The sequence below is a fragment of the Delftia sp. WSY_10 genome (genome assembly GCF_043104705.1).
In the GTDB taxonomy this organism is placed as follows: Bacteria; Pseudomonadota; Gammaproteobacteria; order Burkholderiales; family Burkholderiaceae_C; genus Comamonas; species Comamonas tsuruhatensis.
Genome location: NZ_JBICKY010000053.1, coordinates 274016 through 290572 on the forward strand (window position 1 = coordinate 274016; position 16557 = coordinate 290572).

General features: G+C 67.4%; 12 protein-coding genes. 3 read left to right on the top strand and 9 right to left on the bottom strand.

Going from position 1 to position 16557, the window contains the following annotated elements:
- Positions 1-80 precede the first annotated feature (80 nt).
- The 3 genes from ACF8ML_RS22390 to phbB all read left to right on the top strand — a co-directional run bounded on the left by ACF8ML_RS22390 (position 81) and on the right by phbB (position 4225).
- Positions 81-1970 (top strand): PHA/PHB synthase family protein, encoded by a 1890-nt coding sequence (locus ACF8ML_RS22390; protein ID WP_392407999.1) that lies wholly within the window; start codon positions 81-83, stop codon positions 1968-1970.
- Between the two features lie 123 nt (positions 1971-2093).
- Complete coding sequence (locus tag ACF8ML_RS22395) at positions 2094-3275, top strand: acetyl-CoA C-acetyltransferase (protein ID WP_392408000.1); 1182 nt, start codon at positions 2094-2096, stop codon at positions 3273-3275.
- 212 nt (positions 3276-3487) lie between these two features.
- Complete coding sequence (gene phbB, locus ACF8ML_RS22400; protein WP_026062290.1) at positions 3488-4225, top strand: acetoacetyl-CoA reductase; 738 nt, start codon at positions 3488-3490, stop codon at positions 4223-4225.
- 711 nt (positions 4226-4936) lie between these two features.
- Here phbB and ACF8ML_RS22405 read toward each other — a convergent pair.
- The 9 genes from ACF8ML_RS22405 to ACF8ML_RS22445 form a co-directional block, all read right to left on the bottom strand.
- Positions 4937-5911 carry an isoaspartyl peptidase/L-asparaginase family protein gene (locus tag ACF8ML_RS22405; RefSeq protein WP_392408001.1) on the bottom strand — a complete coding sequence of 325 codons (975 nt, stop codon included), beginning with the start codon at positions 5909-5911 and terminating at the stop codon, positions 4937-4939.
- Positions 5908-6990, bottom strand: a complete 1083-nt coding sequence (locus tag ACF8ML_RS22410; protein WP_392408002.1) for an amino acid ABC transporter permease — start codon at positions 6988-6990, stop codon at positions 5908-5910. Before ACF8ML_RS22410 ends, ACF8ML_RS22405 begins: the two co-directional genes overlap by 4 nt.
- A 17-nt stretch (positions 6991-7007) precedes the next feature.
- The gene (locus ACF8ML_RS22415; RefSeq protein ID WP_392408003.1) at positions 7008-8057 is read right to left on the bottom strand and encodes an amino acid ABC transporter permease; all 1050 of its coding nucleotides are present in this window, start codon (positions 8055-8057) and stop codon (positions 7008-7010) included.
- Positions 8058-8077: 20 nt separating this feature from the next.
- On the bottom strand, positions 8078-9115 hold the full coding sequence (locus tag ACF8ML_RS22420; RefSeq protein WP_392408004.1) for an amino acid ABC transporter substrate-binding protein: 1038 nt from the start codon (positions 9113-9115) through the stop codon (positions 8078-8080).
- Positions 9112-10041 carry a MurR/RpiR family transcriptional regulator gene (locus tag ACF8ML_RS22425; RefSeq protein WP_392408005.1) on the bottom strand — a complete coding sequence of 310 codons (930 nt, stop codon included), beginning with the start codon at positions 10039-10041 and terminating at the stop codon, positions 9112-9114. The genes ACF8ML_RS22420 and ACF8ML_RS22425 overlap by 4 nt, the downstream gene beginning before the upstream one ends.
- 288 nt (positions 10042-10329) lie before the next feature.
- Positions 10330-12393, bottom strand: coding sequence for an ABC-F family ATP-binding cassette domain-containing protein (locus ACF8ML_RS22430; protein WP_392408006.1), 2064 nt, complete (start codon positions 12391-12393; stop codon positions 10330-10332).
- Positions 12394-12487: 94 nt separating this feature from the next.
- Entirely contained in the window at positions 12488-13498 is a 1011-nt protein-coding gene (locus tag ACF8ML_RS22435) for a tripartite tricarboxylate transporter substrate binding protein (RefSeq protein ID WP_016453490.1), read from the bottom strand.
- Between the two features lie 65 nt (positions 13499-13563).
- On the bottom strand, positions 13564-14787 hold the full coding sequence (locus tag ACF8ML_RS22440) for an acyl-CoA dehydrogenase family protein (RefSeq protein WP_016453489.1): 1224 nt from the start codon (positions 14785-14787) through the stop codon (positions 13564-13566).
- Between the two features lies 1 nt (position 14788).
- The gene (locus tag ACF8ML_RS22445; RefSeq protein WP_392408008.1) at positions 14789-16381 is read right to left on the bottom strand and encodes a class I adenylate-forming enzyme family protein; all 1593 of its coding nucleotides are present in this window, start codon (positions 16379-16381) and stop codon (positions 14789-14791) included.
- Positions 16382-16557: the final 176 nt, after the last annotated feature.

Sequence of the window (16557 nt, forward strand, 5' to 3'; positions counted from 1 at the left end):
GCTCGCCTGGGTCACAATCAAAACGGATGCCCCGCAAGCCCCAGGCTATTGCGAACGGCATCCGCGAACAAGGATGCAGCATGAATTTTGACCCACTCGCAGGCCTGCCAGGCCAACCCATCCAGCAATTCTGGAACGAGCAATGGAGCCGGACGCTGCAGATACTGCAGCAGATGGGATCACCGGGAATGCCGGGGGCACAGGGCGCGGGCATGCCGGACATGGCCCAGGCCTGGAAGGCTGCAGTCCCCGAACCCGGCGCCTTGCCCGAGAACGCGCTGTCGCTGGACCCCGAAAAGCTGCTGGATCTGCAGCGCCAGTACCTGGACGGCGCCAAGGCCATGTGCGAGCAAGGCGGCGCCCAGGCGCTGCTGGCCAAGGACAAGCGCTTCAACACCCAATCCTGGGCCGACAACCCGCTGACGGCGGCCACCGCAGCCACCTATCTGCTCAACAGCCGCATGCTCATGGGCCTGGCCGAGGCCGTGCAGGCCGACGAGAAGACCCGCAACCGCGTGCGCTTCGCTGTGGAACAGTGGCTGGCGGCCATGTCGCCCAGCAACTTCCTGGCACTCAATGCCGAGGCGCAGAAGAAGGCCATCGAAACCCAGGGCGAGAGCCTGGCCCAGGGCGTGGCCAACCTGCTGGCCGACATGCGCCAGGGCCATGTGTCCATGACCGACGAAAGCCTGTTCACCGTGGGCAAGAACGTCGCCACCACCGAAGGCGCCGTGGTATTCGAGAACGAGCTGTTCCAACTCATCGAGTACAAGCCGCTGACGGACAAGGTGCACGAGCGGCCCTTCCTCATGGTGCCGCCGTGCATCAACAAGTTCTACATCCTGGACCTGCAGCCCGACAACTCGCTGATCCGCTATGCCGTCAGCCAGGGCCACCGCACCTTCGTGATGAGCTGGCGCAATCCCGACGACAGCCTGGCGCACAAGACCTGGGACAACTACATCGAAGACGGCGTGCTCACCGGCATCCGCGTGGCACGCGAGATCGCAGGAGCCGAGCAGATCAACGTGCTGGGCTTTTGCGTGGGCGGCACCATGCTGTCCACCGCGCTGGCCGTGCTGCAGGCACGCCACGACCGCGAGCATGGCGCAGCTGCTGTTCCGGCGGCCAAGGCGGCTCCAGCCAAGCGCGCGGCTGGCAGCCGCAGCACCGCCCGCACATCCACAGCCCGCGCCACGGCGCCGGCCGGCGTGCCGTTTCCCGTGGCCAGCGTCACGCTGCTGACCACTTTCATCGACTTCAGCGACACCGGCATCCTCGATGTCTTCATCGACGAGTCCGTGGTGCGCTTCCGCGAAATGCAGATGGGCGAGGGCGGCCTCATGAAGGGCCAGGACCTGGCATCGACCTTCAGCTTTCTGCGTCCCAACGATCTGGTCTGGAACTACGTGGTGGGCAACTACCTCAAGGGCGAAACACCGCCGCCGTTCGACCTGCTGTACTGGAACAGCGACTGCACCAACCTGCCCGGCCCGTACTACGCCTGGTACCTGCGCAACCTCTACCTGGAAAACAAGCTGGTCCAGCCCGGTGCGCTGACCGTCTGCGGCGAGCGCATCGACATGCACCAGCTGCGCCTGCCGGCCTATATCTACGGCTCGCGCGAGGACCACATCGTGCCCGTGGGCGGCTCCTATGCATCGACCCAGGTGCTGGGTGGCGACAAGCGTTTCGTCATGGGCGCATCCGGCCACATCGCGGGCGTGATCAATCCGCCGGCCAAGAAAAAGCGCAGCTACTGGCTGCGTGAGGACGGCCAGCTGCCGCCCACGCTCAAGGAGTGGCAGGCCGGCGCCGACGAGTACCCGGGCAGCTGGTGGGCCGACTGGAGCCCCTGGCTGGCCGAGCACGGCGGCAAGCTGGTCGCGGCGCCAAAGCAGTACGGCAAGGGCAGGGAATACACGGCCATCGAGCCGGCCCCGGGCCGCTACGTGCTGGTCAAGGCCTGAGGCACAATCGTTTCGATGCTGCAGCGCAATAACGCTGCGGCTTGAATGCAGGGTGCCGCTGCCGCAGCTTCGGCAGTGCGCGCCCGGGCATCCCTTCAAGAGTCCAAAGAAAGGTCCGTCATCATGGAAGACATCGTCATCGTTTCCGCTGTCCGCACTGCCGTTGGCAAGTTCGGCGGCACCCTTGCCAAGATCCCCGCCACCGAACTGGGCTCCATCGTGATCCGCGAGGCTCTGAGCCGCGCCAAGGTCGGCACCGACCAGGTCGGTGAAGTCATCATGGGCCAGGTGCTGGCCGCTGGCGCAGGCCAGAACCCTGCACGCCAGGCCATGATGAAGGCCGGTATCGCCAAGGAAACCCCGGCCCTGACCATCAATGCGGTCTGCGGCTCGGGCCTGAAGGCCGTGATGCTGGCGGCCCAGGCCGTGGCCACGGGCGACAGCGAGATCGTCGTGGCCGGCGGCCAGGAGAACATGAGCCTGTCCCCCCACGTGCTGCCGGGCTCTCGCGACGGCCAGCGCATGGGCGAGTGGAAGATGGCCGACACCATGATCGTGGACGGCCTGTGGGACGTCTACAACCAGTACCACATGGGCATCACGGCCGAGAACGTGGCCAAGGAAAAGAGCGTCAGCCGCGAACAGCAGGACGCCCTGGCCCTGGCCAGCCAGCAAAAGGCCACGGCCGCGCAGGACGCCGGCAAGTTCGTGGATGAGATCGTTCCCGTCAGCATTCCCCAGCGCAAGGGCGATCCCATGGTCTTTGCGGCCGACGAGTACATCAACCGCAAGACCAACGCCGAGGCGCTGGCAGGCCTGCGTCCGGCCTTCGACAAGGCCGGCTCGGTGACGGCCGGCAATGCTTCGGGCCTGAACGACGGCGCCGCTGCCGTGGTGGTGATGAGCGCCTCCAAGGCCAAGGCCCTGGGCCTGACGCCGCTGGCGCGCATCGTCTCCTATGCCACCAGCGGCCTGGACCCCGCCACCATGGGCCTGGGCCCGGTGTTCGCCTCGCGCAAGGCGCTGCAGCGCGCGGGCTGGTCTGCGCAGGACGTGGACCTGTTCGAGCTGAACGAAGCCTTCGCGGCACAGGCCTGTGCGGTGAACCAGGAGCTGGGCATCGATCCGGCCAAGGTCAACGTCAACGGCGGGGCCATTGCCATCGGTCACCCCATCGGCGCATCGGGCGCCCGCATCCTGGTGACCCTGCTGCACGAGATGCAGCGCAGCGGCGCCAGGAAGGGTCTGGCCGGCCTGTGCATCGGCGGCGGCATGGGCGTGGCCATGACCGTGGAGCGCGTCTGAAAGGCTCCGGGAAAACGTTAGCAAGCTTTCAGGGTAGATCCTAGGCTTGACTAGGGCCTGCCCGAAGAGGGGCGCAGCGCACGCGCTGCATACTAGCCATGCGAGGGGGCCGGGCCCAGAGGCTCAGGCACCCTTGGCGATAACCGGCGTCAATGTTCCGGTTGTCATGGATAGATTGATCTGAAGCAACCATTGATTGACAGGAGAGAAGAATGGCTCAAAAAGTAGCGTATGTCACAGGGGGAATGGGAGGCATCGGAACGGCCATCTGCCAGCGTCTGCACAAGGAAGGCTTCAAGGTCATCGCAGGTTGTGGTCCGTCGCGCGACTTCCAGAAGTGGCTTGACGAGCAAAAGGCGCTGGGTTTCACCTTCCATGCATCGGTGGGCAATGTGGGCGACTGGGCTTCCACCGTCGAAGCCTTCAGCAAGACCAAGGCCGAGCACGGCAACATCGATGTGCTGGTCAACAACGCCGGCATCACGCGTGACCGCATGTTCATCAAGATGACGCCCGAAGACTGGCAGGCCGTGATCGAGACCAACCTCAACTCCATGTTCAACGTGACCAAGCAGGTCGTGGGCGACATGGTGGAAAAGGGCTGGGGCCGCATCATCAACATCAGCTCGGTTAATGGCGCCAAGGGCCAGGCCGGGCAGACCAATTACTCGGCCGCCAAGGCGGGCATGCACGGCTTCACCATGGCGCTGGCGCAGGAGCTGGCCACCAAGGGCGTGACCGTCAACACCGTGAGCCCCGGCTACATCGGCACCGACATGGTCAAGGCCATCCGTCCCGACGTGCTGGAGAAGATCGTGGGCACCATCCCCGTCAAGCGCCTGGGCGAGCCCAGCGAGATCGCATCGATCATCGCCTGGCTGGCTTCGGAGGAAGGCGGCTATTCCACCGGCGCCGATTTTTCGGTCAACGGTGGCCTGCACATGCATTGAACCTGCAAGGGTTCGCACTGCAAAGGAGCCTCCGGGCTCCTTTTTTGTGGGGCAGCCCCGCGGCAAATGTCCCAGAAATGACAAAACCCGCTGAAGCGGGTTCTGTGGAAGAGGGGGTCTGCACGGAAGGCCGTCAGACCGGTGGTGTCAGAGACTGGGGCACCGTGTGCGCCAGCCAGCGCCTCAGCGCTTGCGATCGCGTTCGTCTTCGGGCCAGATGGACATGATGGCGTTCGTTTGCATGGAAACTTCTCCTGTATTGCTCTCTTAACGCGGGCTGGATTCAGCTGGTTGACAGGTTTTTAAAAAATTTTCGAAGGAAGTCGAAACTTTTTCGTGACCCGGTTTTCAAGCGCTGCGGGGGCCGCGCTTGCGGTCACGGTCATCCCATGGCCAGACAGCTTGGGCCAGCGCAGCGGCTGCAAAGCGGGTCTGCAGGGCGGTGTGGGAAAAGATGTCGGTCATTGCAGTCACTCCTTTGCGTGTTCAACGCAGGGCAGTGGCGGCAGGTTGACTCAGGGATTGCCCCAGGACGCAAGCAATTGCAAGCCTGGAGGTGGGGATCTGTCAGTTTGAAGACAGATTTCTGGCGAGGTGAAAAAAATCCGTTTCCTGACAGAGGCTTACGGGCGTGGCGGGCCGATGTCGATGCTGTTACGCCTCGTTGCCCGCAATGCGTGGGCACAGGTCAACCCGGGGTGAAAACGTCCATCAGGCAAAAATCAGGGTCACGGCAGGCGCGTCGTCCACGATGTAGCCGCGGTACATGCCGGCGCTGTTGAAGGGGCAGTGCACGCGTCCGTCGCTGTCCACGGCCACCACGCCGCCCTGGCCACCGATGTGTGTCAGCGTGCCCCGCACTGCGGCGTCGGCTGCGAGTTCCAGGCTTTGTCCCAGGTAGCGCATGCGCGCATGGATGTCGTGCGCGATGGCTGCGCGCAGGAAATGCTCTCCGGTTCCGGTGGCCGCCACGGCGCAGGTGGTGCTGTCGGCGTAGAAACCTGCGCCCACCACGGGCGTGTCGCCCACGCGCCCGGGGCGCTTGTTGGTCAGCCCGCCGGTGGATGCCGCGGCGGCCAGGTTGCCATGCACATCGCGCGCCACGGCGCCGACCGTGCCCATCTTGCCGTTCTCGTTCAGCGGAGCAGGGTGCGCCGCCAGTCCGCTGGCGTCGTGGTCCAGCAGCGCGGTCTGGCCGGATTGCGCCTGCACCCGGCGCAGCTGTGCCAGGCGCTCGGCAGAGTCGAAGTAGCCTGCATCCATCCGCGCCAGCCCGCGCTCATCGGCAAACCGCTGCGCCCCTTCGCCGACCAGGAGCACGCACTGGCCGTCGTCAAGAACATGCCGCGCCAGCGCAATCGGATTGCGCACCTGGCTGACGGAGGCGACTGCGCCGGCCCGCAGGTTGCTGCCGTCCATCAGGCCGGCGTCCATCTCGTGGCGCGCGTCGCGTGTGTAGACGGAGCCGCGCCCGGCATTGAACAGCGGGCAGTCTTCCAGGGACTGGCACGCGGCCTGGACGGCGTCCAGCGCGCTGGCGCCGCGCCGCAGCAGGGCGGCGCCCGCCTCCAGCGCCTGGGCCAGCGCGGCGTGGTAGGGGGCCTCGTCGGCCTGGCCCTGGATCACGGTGCCTGCGCCGCCGTGCACGGCAATGGAAAATTTTCGGGAGTTCTGGGTCATGTTCATTGGAGTGCGTAGCGCGATTCCAGGAAGCGGCCATAGCGGGCGATGCCCAGGCCGATGAGCAGGTAGACGGCGCAGACCACCATGTACATCTCCACGAAGTACGCAATCCAGTGGGGGTCGCTCATGGCCATCTTCAGGGAGCCAGTGATGTCGTAGATATTCACGATCGCCACCAGGGAGGTGTCCTTCACCGCGCCGATGAAGTTGCTCACCGTGGGCGCGATGGTCACGCGCAGCGCCTGCGGCAGGACCACGTGGCGCAGCACCTGCACCCTGGTGAAGCCCATGGCCTGGGCCGCCATGACCTGGCCTTGGGGCACGGCCTGCAGCCCGCCGCGAAACACCTCGGCAAGATAGGCCGCGCTGAAGGCCGCCAGGCAGACGGCGATGCGGACCATGGGGTCCACCCTCCATTGCGCGGGCACCAGCATGGGCAGCACGAAGGCCCCGAAGAACAGCAGCGTGATCAGGGGTACGCCGCGCACGGCCTCGATGAAGCCCGTGCACAGGATGCGGATCAAGGGCAGGCTGGAGCGCCGGCCCAGCGCCAGCAGGATGCCCAGCGGAACGCCGGCCAGGCAGGCGATGAGGGCAAGGAACAGGGTCAGCGGCAGGCCGCCCCACAGATCGCTGGGCACGGGTGCCAGGCCGGCCACACCGCCCGCCATCAGCGCGCCAAAGCCGGTCAACCCGGCCAGCAGCATTGCCATGCCGGCGCGGCCGAAGAAGCGCGGTAGCGCCGCCACGCCCACGCTGCCCAGCAGCCAAAGGCTGGCGGCGACGGGGCGCCATTGCTCTGCCACGGGATAGCGGCCCAGGAATACCAGGCGGTATTTCTCGCGCACCACGCCCCAGCAGGCTCCGGCCGCAGCGCGGCATGTGTCGGGGTTGGCTGCGGTTTCGGCGTCGAGCAGGCCCCAGGCCAGCAGCTTCCAGCCTGCCCACAGCGCGGCCAGCAGCAGCGTGGCGGTGATGAGCCCGGAGAGCGCATCTGGAAACAGGCTGGCGCGCAGGCGCTGTGCCAGCGGAACCCGGGGCGGGGCCACGGGCAGGGCCGGTGCGCGGAGTACGGCACTCATGGGCAGGTCTTTCCCGGCTAGCGTGTGATGAAGGCACTGCGCTGGTTGAAGGCATTCAATGCCAGCGAGGTCAGCAGGTTGATGGCCAGGTAGACCACCGCGATGATGGTCACGCATTCGATGGCCTGGCCGGTCTGGCTCATGGCGGTGTTGGCGACCATCACCACGTCGGGGTAGCCGATGGCCACGGCCAGCGAGGAGTTCTTGATGGTGCTGAGCGCCAGGTTGGTATAGGGCGGAATGATCACCCGCAGGGCCTGCGGCAGCACGACCAGGCGCAGCTGCTGGCCGCGGCGCATGCCCAGGGCCGAGGCAGCATTCCATTGCCCGCGCGGCACGGCCTGCAGACCGGCGCGCACGATCTCCGCGCAATAGGCGGCGGCATACAGGCCCAGGGCTCCTACCAGGGCCAGGAATTCCGGCGTCAGCGCCAGTCCTCCGTCGATGCCGAACATGCCCGGTTGCGGGGAACTCCAGTGCCAGCCCGCCGCGCTGTCGTACACCGGGCCGGGCAGGGCCAGCCCCGCCTTGCTCAGAAAGCCCAGGGGGCCGATGGCCAGAGGCCGGTCCACGTCGGGCAGCAGCGAAGTCAGCGCGAAATACCACAGCAGCACCTGCACCAGCAGCGGGATGTTGCGCGCCACATCGACATAGAGGCGCACGGCGCCGCGCAGCAGCGGATGCCTTGCCACGGCGGCCACGCCCAGCAGCAGGCCCAGCACGGTGGCCAGCACGAGCGCGGGCACGGCGGCGCGAACCGTGTTGGCCACGCCGGCTGCGACCGCACGCAGGTAGCTGTCGCCGGGCTCGTAGGGCAGCAGCCCTTCGGAGATGGAAAAGCCGGCCGTCTGCTCCAGAAAGCCGAAGCCCCCGGCAATGCCGCGCGCGGCCATGTTGCGGCTGGCGTTGTGCGCCAGCCAGCCCAGCAGCAATATCAGCAGCCAGCCGATGGCGAGCTGCAAGGCCAGCCGGCCCCAGCGTGGCCGGGTGGGGGCCGGTGGCTGCCGTGCCCCGGTGTCGATGGCATTCACGGCTTTCGCAGCATCCACAGCGTTCGCGGCGTTCATGGCAGGGTGCCCTCGGCGCGTCAGTTCATCGGCGGCGACATCATCAGGCCGCCCTTGGTGAACAGCGCGTTCTTGCCGCGCGGCACGTTCAGGCCCGACCTGGCGCCCAGGTTGCGTTCATAGCTCTCGCCATAGTTGCCCACGGCCTTGACGATGCGCAGCGCCCATTCCTTGTCCAGCCCCAGCTGCTTGCCCAGGTCGTCGCTCTGGCCCAGGAAACGCTTGACCTGAATGCTGTCGGAGCGGGTCTTGAGCTCGTCGGCATTGGCCTGGGTGATGCCCAGTTCCTCGGCCTCGATCATGGCGTTGAGTGTCCAGCGCACGACGGCGAACCATTCGTCGTCACCGCGGCGCACGGCCGGGCCGGCCGGCTCCTTGGAGATGACTTCGGGCAGGATCACGTAGTCGTCGGGGTTGGCCAGTTCCTTGCCGCGCAGCACGGCCAGGGCGCCGAGGTCGCCGGTATAGGCCTGGCAGCGCCCGCTGCTGAAGGCCTGCAGGGCCGCTTCGGGGTTGTCGAACACCACCGCCTTGTAGTTGAGCTTGTGGGCGCGAAAGTACTCCGACAGGGTCTTTTCCGTGGTGGATCCGCTGATCACGCAGACGGTGGCGCCAGAGAGCTGCTTGACGCTGTTCAGGCCGGGTTTCTTCCTGGCCATGAAGCCCTGGCCGTCGTGGAAATTGATGCCCGCCCACATCAGGCCCAGGCCGTTGTCGCGCGTGAAGGTCCAGGTGGTGTTGCGTGCCAGCAGATCGATCTCGCCGGACTGCAGCGCCGTGATGCGTGTCTGGCCGCTGGTGGGAATGAACTTGACCTTGCCGGCGTCGCCCAGGGTGGCGGCCGCCACGGCGCGGCAGAAATCCACGTCCAGCCCGGACCAGTTGCCGCTGCCGTCGGCCAGCGCAAAGCCTGCGCGCCCCGTGTGCACACCGCAGGCCACGGCGCCGCGCTGCTTGATGCCATCCAGCGTCTTGCCTGCGTAGGCCGGCGCGGCAGCGAGCGTGGCCGCGGCGGCCATCGAGGCGAAAAGAAAGCGGAAACGGGCAGGGGCATTCATGCGGAGTCCTTTGCGGCGGGATGGGGGGCCTGGGGTTGCGGTTTGCTCGCCGCAGGTGAAGCGGGGCTGCTGTCCGGTGTCAGGTAGGGAAGCACCGACTCGGACAGTTCGACCAGGCTGCGCACGGCCTGGGGCGTGGCGCGGATGACCTGGGTGGCCAGCGCCTCGACCATGGCCATGGCCGCCAGCACCGACGATGGCAGCAGAGGGTGGGCGGCAGGGGCCAGCAGCACGTAGTCGGCCTGGCCGGCCAGCGGGCTGGTGGCCTCGTCGGTGATGGCGATGGTCAGGGCGCCCCGCTGGCGCGCATGCGCCGTCAGCTCCACCGCTTCGCGTGAGTAGCGCGGCAGCGAGATCGCGATCAGCACATCCTGCTCCGTCAGCCCTGTCATGCGGCGTACCGCCTGTTCCGATCCGCCTGCGGAGGTCACTTCCAGCACCTGTGGCAGATAGGGCTGCAGCGCGTCGGCGCCAAAGGCTGCCACATGGTGGGAGCTGCCAAAGCCCATGAACAGGACGCGGCGCGCGCGGCAGATGCGCTGGGCCAGTTGATCGAGCAGGCCGGGGTCGCAGGCCTGTGCGGCCGCCTGCAGATTGCGCTGCGTGTGCTCGAAGGCCTGCGCTCCCACGGCGCTTGCGGCAGGCTCGTGCGCCGCGCGCAGCTTGTTCACGGGTTCCAGGGCCTGTTGCAGCTGGCGGCCCAGGTGCAGGCGCAGATCGGCAAAGCCTTCGTAGCCGGCATGTTTGGCAAAGCGGTTGACGGCAGCCAGGGAACCGCCACAGGCATTGGCCACTTCCTCGGCGCTCAGCGTGACGGCCAGCACCGGATGCGCGGCCATCCAGCGGCCGACCCGGGCGACGGCGGGCGAGCCATCGACGCTGGCGCGCAGCAGTTCCTGTACGGCGGGATGGGGATGGAGTTCCATGAATGAATGAAAGTGAATGGTCTCTTTCATTCATTATTTTTTAGGAATGAAATCTTTCATTCAGGGGAAACCCTGAACCGAACGATCCATGCGTTCCGCTGGCTGCGGGGGAGTGCGAGGGCGTGAGGGGAGTGGGGGGGGGGGGAGGGCGGGGCCTCAGGGCCGCACTTGGGCGGAGCCGAAGTGGAGCGCCGTCTTCACGCGGGGCGACGCTGGTGGCAGACGGTCATGGGTGCGAGCAAGGGCCTCGCACCCATGGGGCCGCCTGATTTTCGAGAACGACTGGAATCAGTCGGACATCGCGGCCGACAGCTGCTCGATCTGCTCGCTCAGTTCCAGCCAGCGTTCCTCCAGGCTGTCGATCTCGTCGTTGCAGGCCTTGAGGCTGCGGCCTGCCTCGGCCATCTCGGCGGGCGAGATGGGCTGGCTCAGCAGGCCCTCCAGCCGCGTGCGTTCGGCCTGCAGCTGGGGCAGGCGCTTGTCCAGCTGTTCCAGTTCCTTCTTGAACGGGCGGGTCTTCTCGGCCATTTGCTGGCGGGCCAGGGCGGCCAGGCGCCGTTGCTCGCGCTGGTCTCCGGCACTGGCGGCCGGCGGCGTGGATGGGGCAGCGGGGGCCGGGGCCAGCGCAGCAGCCACGGGGGCCTGCACTGCAGGTGCTGCAGCTGCTGCGGGCTCCACCTGCGCTGCCGCCTTGCTGGTGGCCGCAGCCGCCTGTTCGGCCTTGCGGGCTTCCTCGCGCAGGCGGCGGGATTCTTCCAGCAGGTAGCGCTGGTAGTCGTCCAGGTCGCCGTCGAAGGGGCCGACCACGCCACGGCCGACCAGCCAGAAGTCCTCGCAGACCGAGCGCAGCAGGGCGCGGTCGTGGCTGACCAGCATGACGGTGCCGTCGAAGTCGTTGATGGCCATGGCCAGGGCCTCGCGCGTGGCCAGGTCCAGGTGGTTGGTGGGCTCGTCCAGCAGCAGCAGGTTGGGGCGCTGCCAGACGATCATGGCCAGCACCAGGCGCGCCTTCTCGCCGCCGCTCATGCTGCCCACGGCCTGCTTGACCATGTCGCCGCTGAAGTTGAATGTACCCAGGTAGCTGCGCAGGTCCTGCTCGCGCGCCTGCGGGCCGGTGGCGCCGGTGTCCCGTGCCAGGCGGATCATGTGCTCCATCGGGTTTTCGCCGGGGCGAAGCACGTCCAGTTCCTGCTGGGCGAAGTAGCCGATGTTCAGGCCCTTGCCTTCGGTCACGGTGCCGGCCAGGGCCTTCATCTCGCGCGCGATGGTCTTGACCAGGGTGGACTTGCCCTGGCCGTTGGCACCCAGGATGCCGATGCGCTGGCCCGCCAGCACCGAGCGGTTGACGCCGCGCAGGATGGTGGTCGCCTGGCCTTCGTCGTCCAGGTAGCCGAATGCGGCGTCCGTGATCGCCAGCATGGGGTTGGGCAGGTTGGCGGGCGGCTTGAACTCGAAGGTGAAATCGGCGCTGGCCAGCATGGGCGCGACCTTTTCCATGCGCTCGATCTGCTTGACGCGGCTTTGCGCCTGCTTGGCCTTGGAGGCCTTGGCCTTGAAGCGGTCGATGAATTTTTGCAGGTGGGCGATCTTTTCCTGCTGGCGCTCGAACGAAGCCTGCTGCAGCAGCATCTGCTGGGCGCGCAGTTCCTCGAACTTGCTGTAGTTGCCGCCATAGCGCGTGACCTGCGCGTTTTCGATGTGCAGCGTGGTGTTGGTGATGGCGTCCAGGAATTCGCGGTCATGGCTGATCACGACCAGGGTGCCGGGGTAGCGCTTGAGCCAGGCTTCCAGCCAGACCAGGGCGTCCAGGTCCAAGTGGTTGGTGGGCTCGTCCAGCAGCAGCAGGTCGGAGGGGCACATCAGCGCGCGCGCCAGCTGCAGGCGCATGCGCCAGCCGCCCGAGAAGCTGTTGACGGGGTGCTCCAGCTCGGAGACCTTGAAGCCCAGGCCCAGGATCAGGGCCTGTGCGCGCGGCACGGCGTCGTGCGCGCCGGCATCGGCCAGGTCCACGTGCGCGTGGGCAATGGCCATGCCGTCCTCGCTGGCCTCGGCGGCCGCGAGCTGGGCGTTGAGCTCGCTCAGGCGGGTGTCGCCGTCCAGCACGAACTGGGTGGCCGTCTCCGAGGTCTCGGGCATGTTCTGCGCGACCTGGCCCAGGCGCCATTGAGAAGGGATGGAGAACTCTCCGCCGTCCTCGGCCAGGCTGCCGTTGAGCAGGGCGAACAGGCTGGACTTGCCGGCGCCATTGCGTCCGACAAGGCCGACTTTTTCACCGGGGTTGATGGAGACGGAGGTGCTGTCCAGCAGCACGCGGGTGCCGCGGCGCAGGGTAATGTTGCGAAGGCTGATCATGAATGGGCAGGATTATCCCAGCGATTGCGCCAGGGCAGGATTGCCGCCCGCCATGCCCGTGCCCGGCCACGGTGCAAAGCCCTGGTACCAGGCCCTAGATCGGCTGTATGCCCACGCGCTGCATCATGGACTGGGTGAACTGGATCTCGCGCTCGAAGCCCTTGGCATAGGCTTCGGCACTGGTGATGGCGACCTTGCCGCCTTCCTGCTCCAGCAAGGCGATGACCTTGGGCTGCCTGAGCACCTCCTCCAGCGCCGTGCGCAGCCGCTGGACGATGGCATCGGGCGTGGCGGCTGGCACGGACACACCGCCCCAGGACGTGAGGTTGACGTCGGGCACGCCCAGCTCGGCCAGGGTCTGCACCTGGGGCAGCTTGGCGTTGCGCTGGGGGCCGGCAATGGCCAGCGGCACCAGCCTGCCCGCCAGCACCTGGGGATAGGCCACGGAAAACAGCGGGGCGCCGAAGGCCACCTGCTGGCCCAGCACGGCATTGACCAGCTCGGACGCGCCCTTGTAGGGCACATGGTTGACCTGCAGGCCCATGCTGGAGGCCAGCATCTCCACGCCCAGGTGCGATGGCGTGCCCACGCCGCCCGAGGCATAGTCCAGCGCGCCCGGCCTGGCCTTGGCGCGGGCGGCCAGGTCATCCAGCGTGCGCATGCCGGAGTCGGCATGCACGACGACCAGGATGTCCGAGCGCGACATGCCCAGCACATGGCGGAAGTCCTTGAACACGTCGTAGCCCGGGCTTTTGTACATGCGCATGGCGGCGGCCATGGGCGAGCCCGAGTACAGCAGCGTGTAGCCGTCCGCCGGTGCCTTGGCCACCTGGCGGGCGCCGATGTTGCCGCCCGCGCCGGCGCGGTTGTCTATCACCACGGGCTGGCCCAGCTGGGCGGACAGCGCCTCGGCCACGATGCGCGCGGCCGTGTCGGGGCTGGTGCCGGCCAGGTAGGGCACCACCCATTTGATGGGGCGCGTGGGCCAGGCGCTGTCGTGCGCGGAGGCTGTGGCGGCCCAGGGCAGGCCTGCCGCAAGCGATGCGGCGCCTGCAGCCCGCAGGAATTGGCGGCGGTCCTGGCCGCTGCTGGTGATGTGTGGCATGGCTTTGTCTCCTGGTCTTTTGTCTTTTCTGTTTGCTGGGGGAGTGCTGGGGCTGCCGGTCAGCCTCAGGCGCCGGCCCGCTCCAGCAGCTCCTTGGCGATGGTGTTGCGCTGTATCTCGCTGGTGCCCGTGAGCACGCGGTACATGCGCAGCATGCGGAACAGGAATTCCACGCGCCGGCCCTGGACGATGCCTTCGCCCCCATGGATCTGCACGGCGCGGTCGGCGATGCGGAACGCCGTTTCCGAGCAGAACAGCTTGCTCATCGAGGCCTGGGCGCGCGCGTCGATGCCGGCGTCGATGGCGCGGGCCGTCTGCACCATCAGCGCGCGCGCGGCCATCCATTCGGTGGCCATGTCGGCCAGCATGTGCTGTATGGACTGGAACTGGGCAATGCTGCGGCCGAATTGCTGGCGCCCCAGCGCATAGTCGCGCGCATCGCGCAGCGCCACCTGCGCCAGCCCCAGCATGGCCGGGCAGTGCAGCAGGCGGTTGACGGTGATGCGGCCCAGCGCCAGGGCCAGGCCCCGGCCCGGCTCGCCGATCAACTGGGCAGCGGGCACGCGGCAGCCGTCGAGCACGATGTCGCCCGTGCTCGATTGACCGGCCATGGTCTTGTAGCCGCTGACCACCTGCACACCCGGTGCATGCAGGTCCACGAAGAAGGCGCTGATCTCGCGCTGCGGGCTGCCCTCGGGCGCGGTCGAGGCCATGAGCACGGCGAAGTCGGCAAACGGCGAGCCCGAAATGAAGCGCTTGCGGCCGTGGAGCACGTAATGGTCGCCTTCCAGCACGGCGCGCGTCTCCAGCGCGCCCGCGTCCGAGCCGGCCGCCGCCTCGGTCAGCGCAAAGCAGATGGACTTTTCGGCGCGTGCCACGGGCAGGATGAACTGCTCCATCTGCAAGGGCGTGGCCTTGCGGATCAGCGCGCCTATGCGCGGCGGGCCGCTGAGTTCGCCCAGCACATGGGGCGCGAAGGGCGATCCCGTGGCGTAGATGGCCTCCTTGACCAGCACCTGGTCGAGCACGGACAGGCCGGCGCCGCCCATGGCCTCGGGCAGGGTCATGCCGTAGAAGCCGCGCGCATGCGACAGCTTCCAGACCTGGCGCAGCAAATCGGTGGAGGCGCTGTTTTCATGGTCCACACCATGCGCGCGGGCGAGGTCGGCCAGTTCGCCGTGGATGAAGGCGTTGAGCGCGTCGATCAGGCCGGCTGCGCGCTCGGAGCCTTCAAAGGGCATTTCCAGCAGGGCAGCGTTGGCGGTGGGGAGTGTGTCTTTGGCGTTCATCTCAGTTCACCTTGCGGGCGTGGTTGGCCCAGTAGGGCGCCTGCACGGCGCGGCGCATGACCTTGCCGTTGGGGTTCTTGGGCAGCTGCTGCACGAATTCGATGTGGCGCGGGCGCTTGAAGCCGCCCAGGCGCTCGGCGCAAAAGCGGTCCAGCGCGGCACTGTCGCCGGCCAGGCCGGGCTTGAGCACGATGTGGGCGGCCACGGCCTCGCCCCATTTGTCGTCGGGAATGGCGAACACGCAGGCATCGGCCACCGAGGCGTGTTCGTAGAGCACGGACTCCACCTCGGACGGATAGACGTTGAAGCCGCCGCTGATGACCATGTCCTTCTTGCGGTCCACGATGTAGACAAAGCCCTGCTCGTCCATGCGGGCCAGATCGCCCGTGTGGTAGCGGCCGTTCCTGAGCACCTCGGCCGTCAGCTCGGGCGCGCGCCAGTAGCCTGCGAAGACATCGGCGCCGCTGACCACGATCTCGCCGATCTCGCCCTCGGGCACGCGGCGGCCTTCGTCGTCCACCACCTCCACCAGGGATTCCAGGAAGGGCCGGCCGCAGGATGCCAGCCGCTCGGGGCGCGATGCGCGCGCCTGCAGGTGGTCCTGCACCGTCAGGCCGCAGACGCCGGAGGTGGTCTCGCCCGCGCCGTAGCCCTGGGACAGGATGGGGCCGAACACGTCCATGGCCTGCAGGATGCGCGCCGGCGCCATGGGCGCTGCGCCGTAGCCCAGGCGCAGCAGGTCGGGCAGGGGGCGGTAGCGGCCGCCGATCTCGGCCAGCAGCATGTTGATCATGGTGGGCACCATGAAGGTATGGGTGACGCGCCGCGCCTGCATCTCGGCCATGAAGGCGCCAGGCTCGAAGCCCGAGAACAGGTGGATGGTGGCGCCCGTGCACAGCGCCGGCACCATCTGCATGCCCGAGGCGTGGGTGACCGGCCCCACCAGTCCCAGCACATGGCCGGCCTGCATGCCCTCGCCGCGCATCAGGAATTTGCGCAGCTGGGCCAGGCGGTTGCCGAAGGTCTGCATGGCGGCCTTGAGCACGCCCGACGAGCCCGAGGTGTAGTGCAGCACGGCCACCTCGTGCTCGTGCACGTCCACGGGCTGGAAGCGGTCGCTGGCGCGGGCGAGCAGCGCTTCGTAGTTGCTGTCGGCAGGGCCGTCCAGCAGCAGCAGGCGCACGTCGGCAGACTGCAGGTGCGGCTTGAAGGCCTCGGCGCGCGCGGCCGTGGTCACGATGATGGAAGCATCGCTGTTGGCCGCGATATCGCCTACTTCGCGTGGAGACAGGCGTGCGTTGAAGGGCGCCTTGATGAGCCCGGCCTTGTAGCAGGCGATCTCGATCTCCACGATTTCCACGCAATTGGGCAGGTAGATGCCCACGCGGTCGCCGCGGGCCAGCCCCTGGGCAAGCAGGGCGTTCGCCACGCGGTTGGAGCGCTGCTCAAGCTCTGCGTAGCTGATGCTGCGCGTGGCGCTGGTCACCGCAGGTTGCTCGGCATGGGCCCTGCAGCTGCGTGCGACGAGTTCGCCGACATTGGGTATGGGGAGGGAATGGGGGTGGCCTGCGGTGGGCCGGGATGTCTCGTGCATGGCATTCCTTGGCTGAAGCCGCGCGTTTTGCGCGGCGTGCCATGCACTGTTGCAGAAGAGGACCGGGCCGGGGAAATACCGATTAGTGATTCAGTTGCATCAGAAAAATTGATGTCCAGACCAACCCTTGCCGTTTTTGCTGATGACCATCGGACTGCCGCACTACGCTGGGCTGC

What these genes read in the sequence shown, in the direction of transcription:
- ACF8ML_RS22390 (WP_392407999.1), top strand. Translation starts at nt 81, where the DNA reads ATGAATTTTGACCCACTCGCAGGCCTGCCAGGCCAACCCATCCAGCAA.
- ACF8ML_RS22395 (WP_392408000.1), top strand. Translation starts at nt 2,094, where the DNA reads ATGGAAGACATCGTCATCGTTTCCGCTGTCCGCACTGCCGTTGGCAAG.
- phbB (WP_026062290.1), top strand. Translation starts at nt 3,488, where the DNA reads ATGGCTCAAAAAGTAGCGTATGTCACAGGGGGAATGGGAGGCATCGGA.
- ACF8ML_RS22405 (WP_392408001.1), bottom strand. Translation starts at nt 5,911, where the DNA reads ATGAACATGACCCAGAACTCCCGAAAATTTTCCATTGCCGTGCACGGC.
- ACF8ML_RS22410 (WP_392408002.1), bottom strand. Translation starts at nt 6,990, where the DNA reads ATGAGTGCCGTACTCCGCGCACCGGCCCTGCCCGTGGCCCCGCCCCGG.
- ACF8ML_RS22415 (WP_392408003.1), bottom strand. Translation starts at nt 8,057, where the DNA reads ATGAACGCCGCGAACGCTGTGGATGCTGCGAAAGCCGTGAATGCCATC.
- ACF8ML_RS22420 (WP_392408004.1), bottom strand. Translation starts at nt 9,115, where the DNA reads ATGAATGCCCCTGCCCGTTTCCGCTTTCTTTTCGCCTCGATGGCCGCC.
- ACF8ML_RS22425 (WP_392408005.1), bottom strand. Translation starts at nt 10,041, where the DNA reads ATGGAACTCCATCCCCATCCCGCCGTACAGGAACTGCTGCGCGCCAGC.
- ACF8ML_RS22430 (WP_392408006.1), bottom strand. Translation starts at nt 12,393, where the DNA reads ATGATCAGCCTTCGCAACATTACCCTGCGCCGCGGCACCCGCGTGCTG.
- ACF8ML_RS22435 (WP_016453490.1), bottom strand. Translation starts at nt 13,498, where the DNA reads ATGCCACACATCACCAGCAGCGGCCAGGACCGCCGCCAATTCCTGCGG.
- ACF8ML_RS22440 (WP_016453489.1), bottom strand. Translation starts at nt 14,787, where the DNA reads ATGAACGCCAAAGACACACTCCCCACCGCCAACGCTGCCCTGCTGGAA.
- ACF8ML_RS22445 (WP_392408008.1), bottom strand. Translation starts at nt 16,381, where the DNA reads ATGCACGAGACATCCCGGCCCACCGCAGGCCACCCCCATTCCCTCCCC.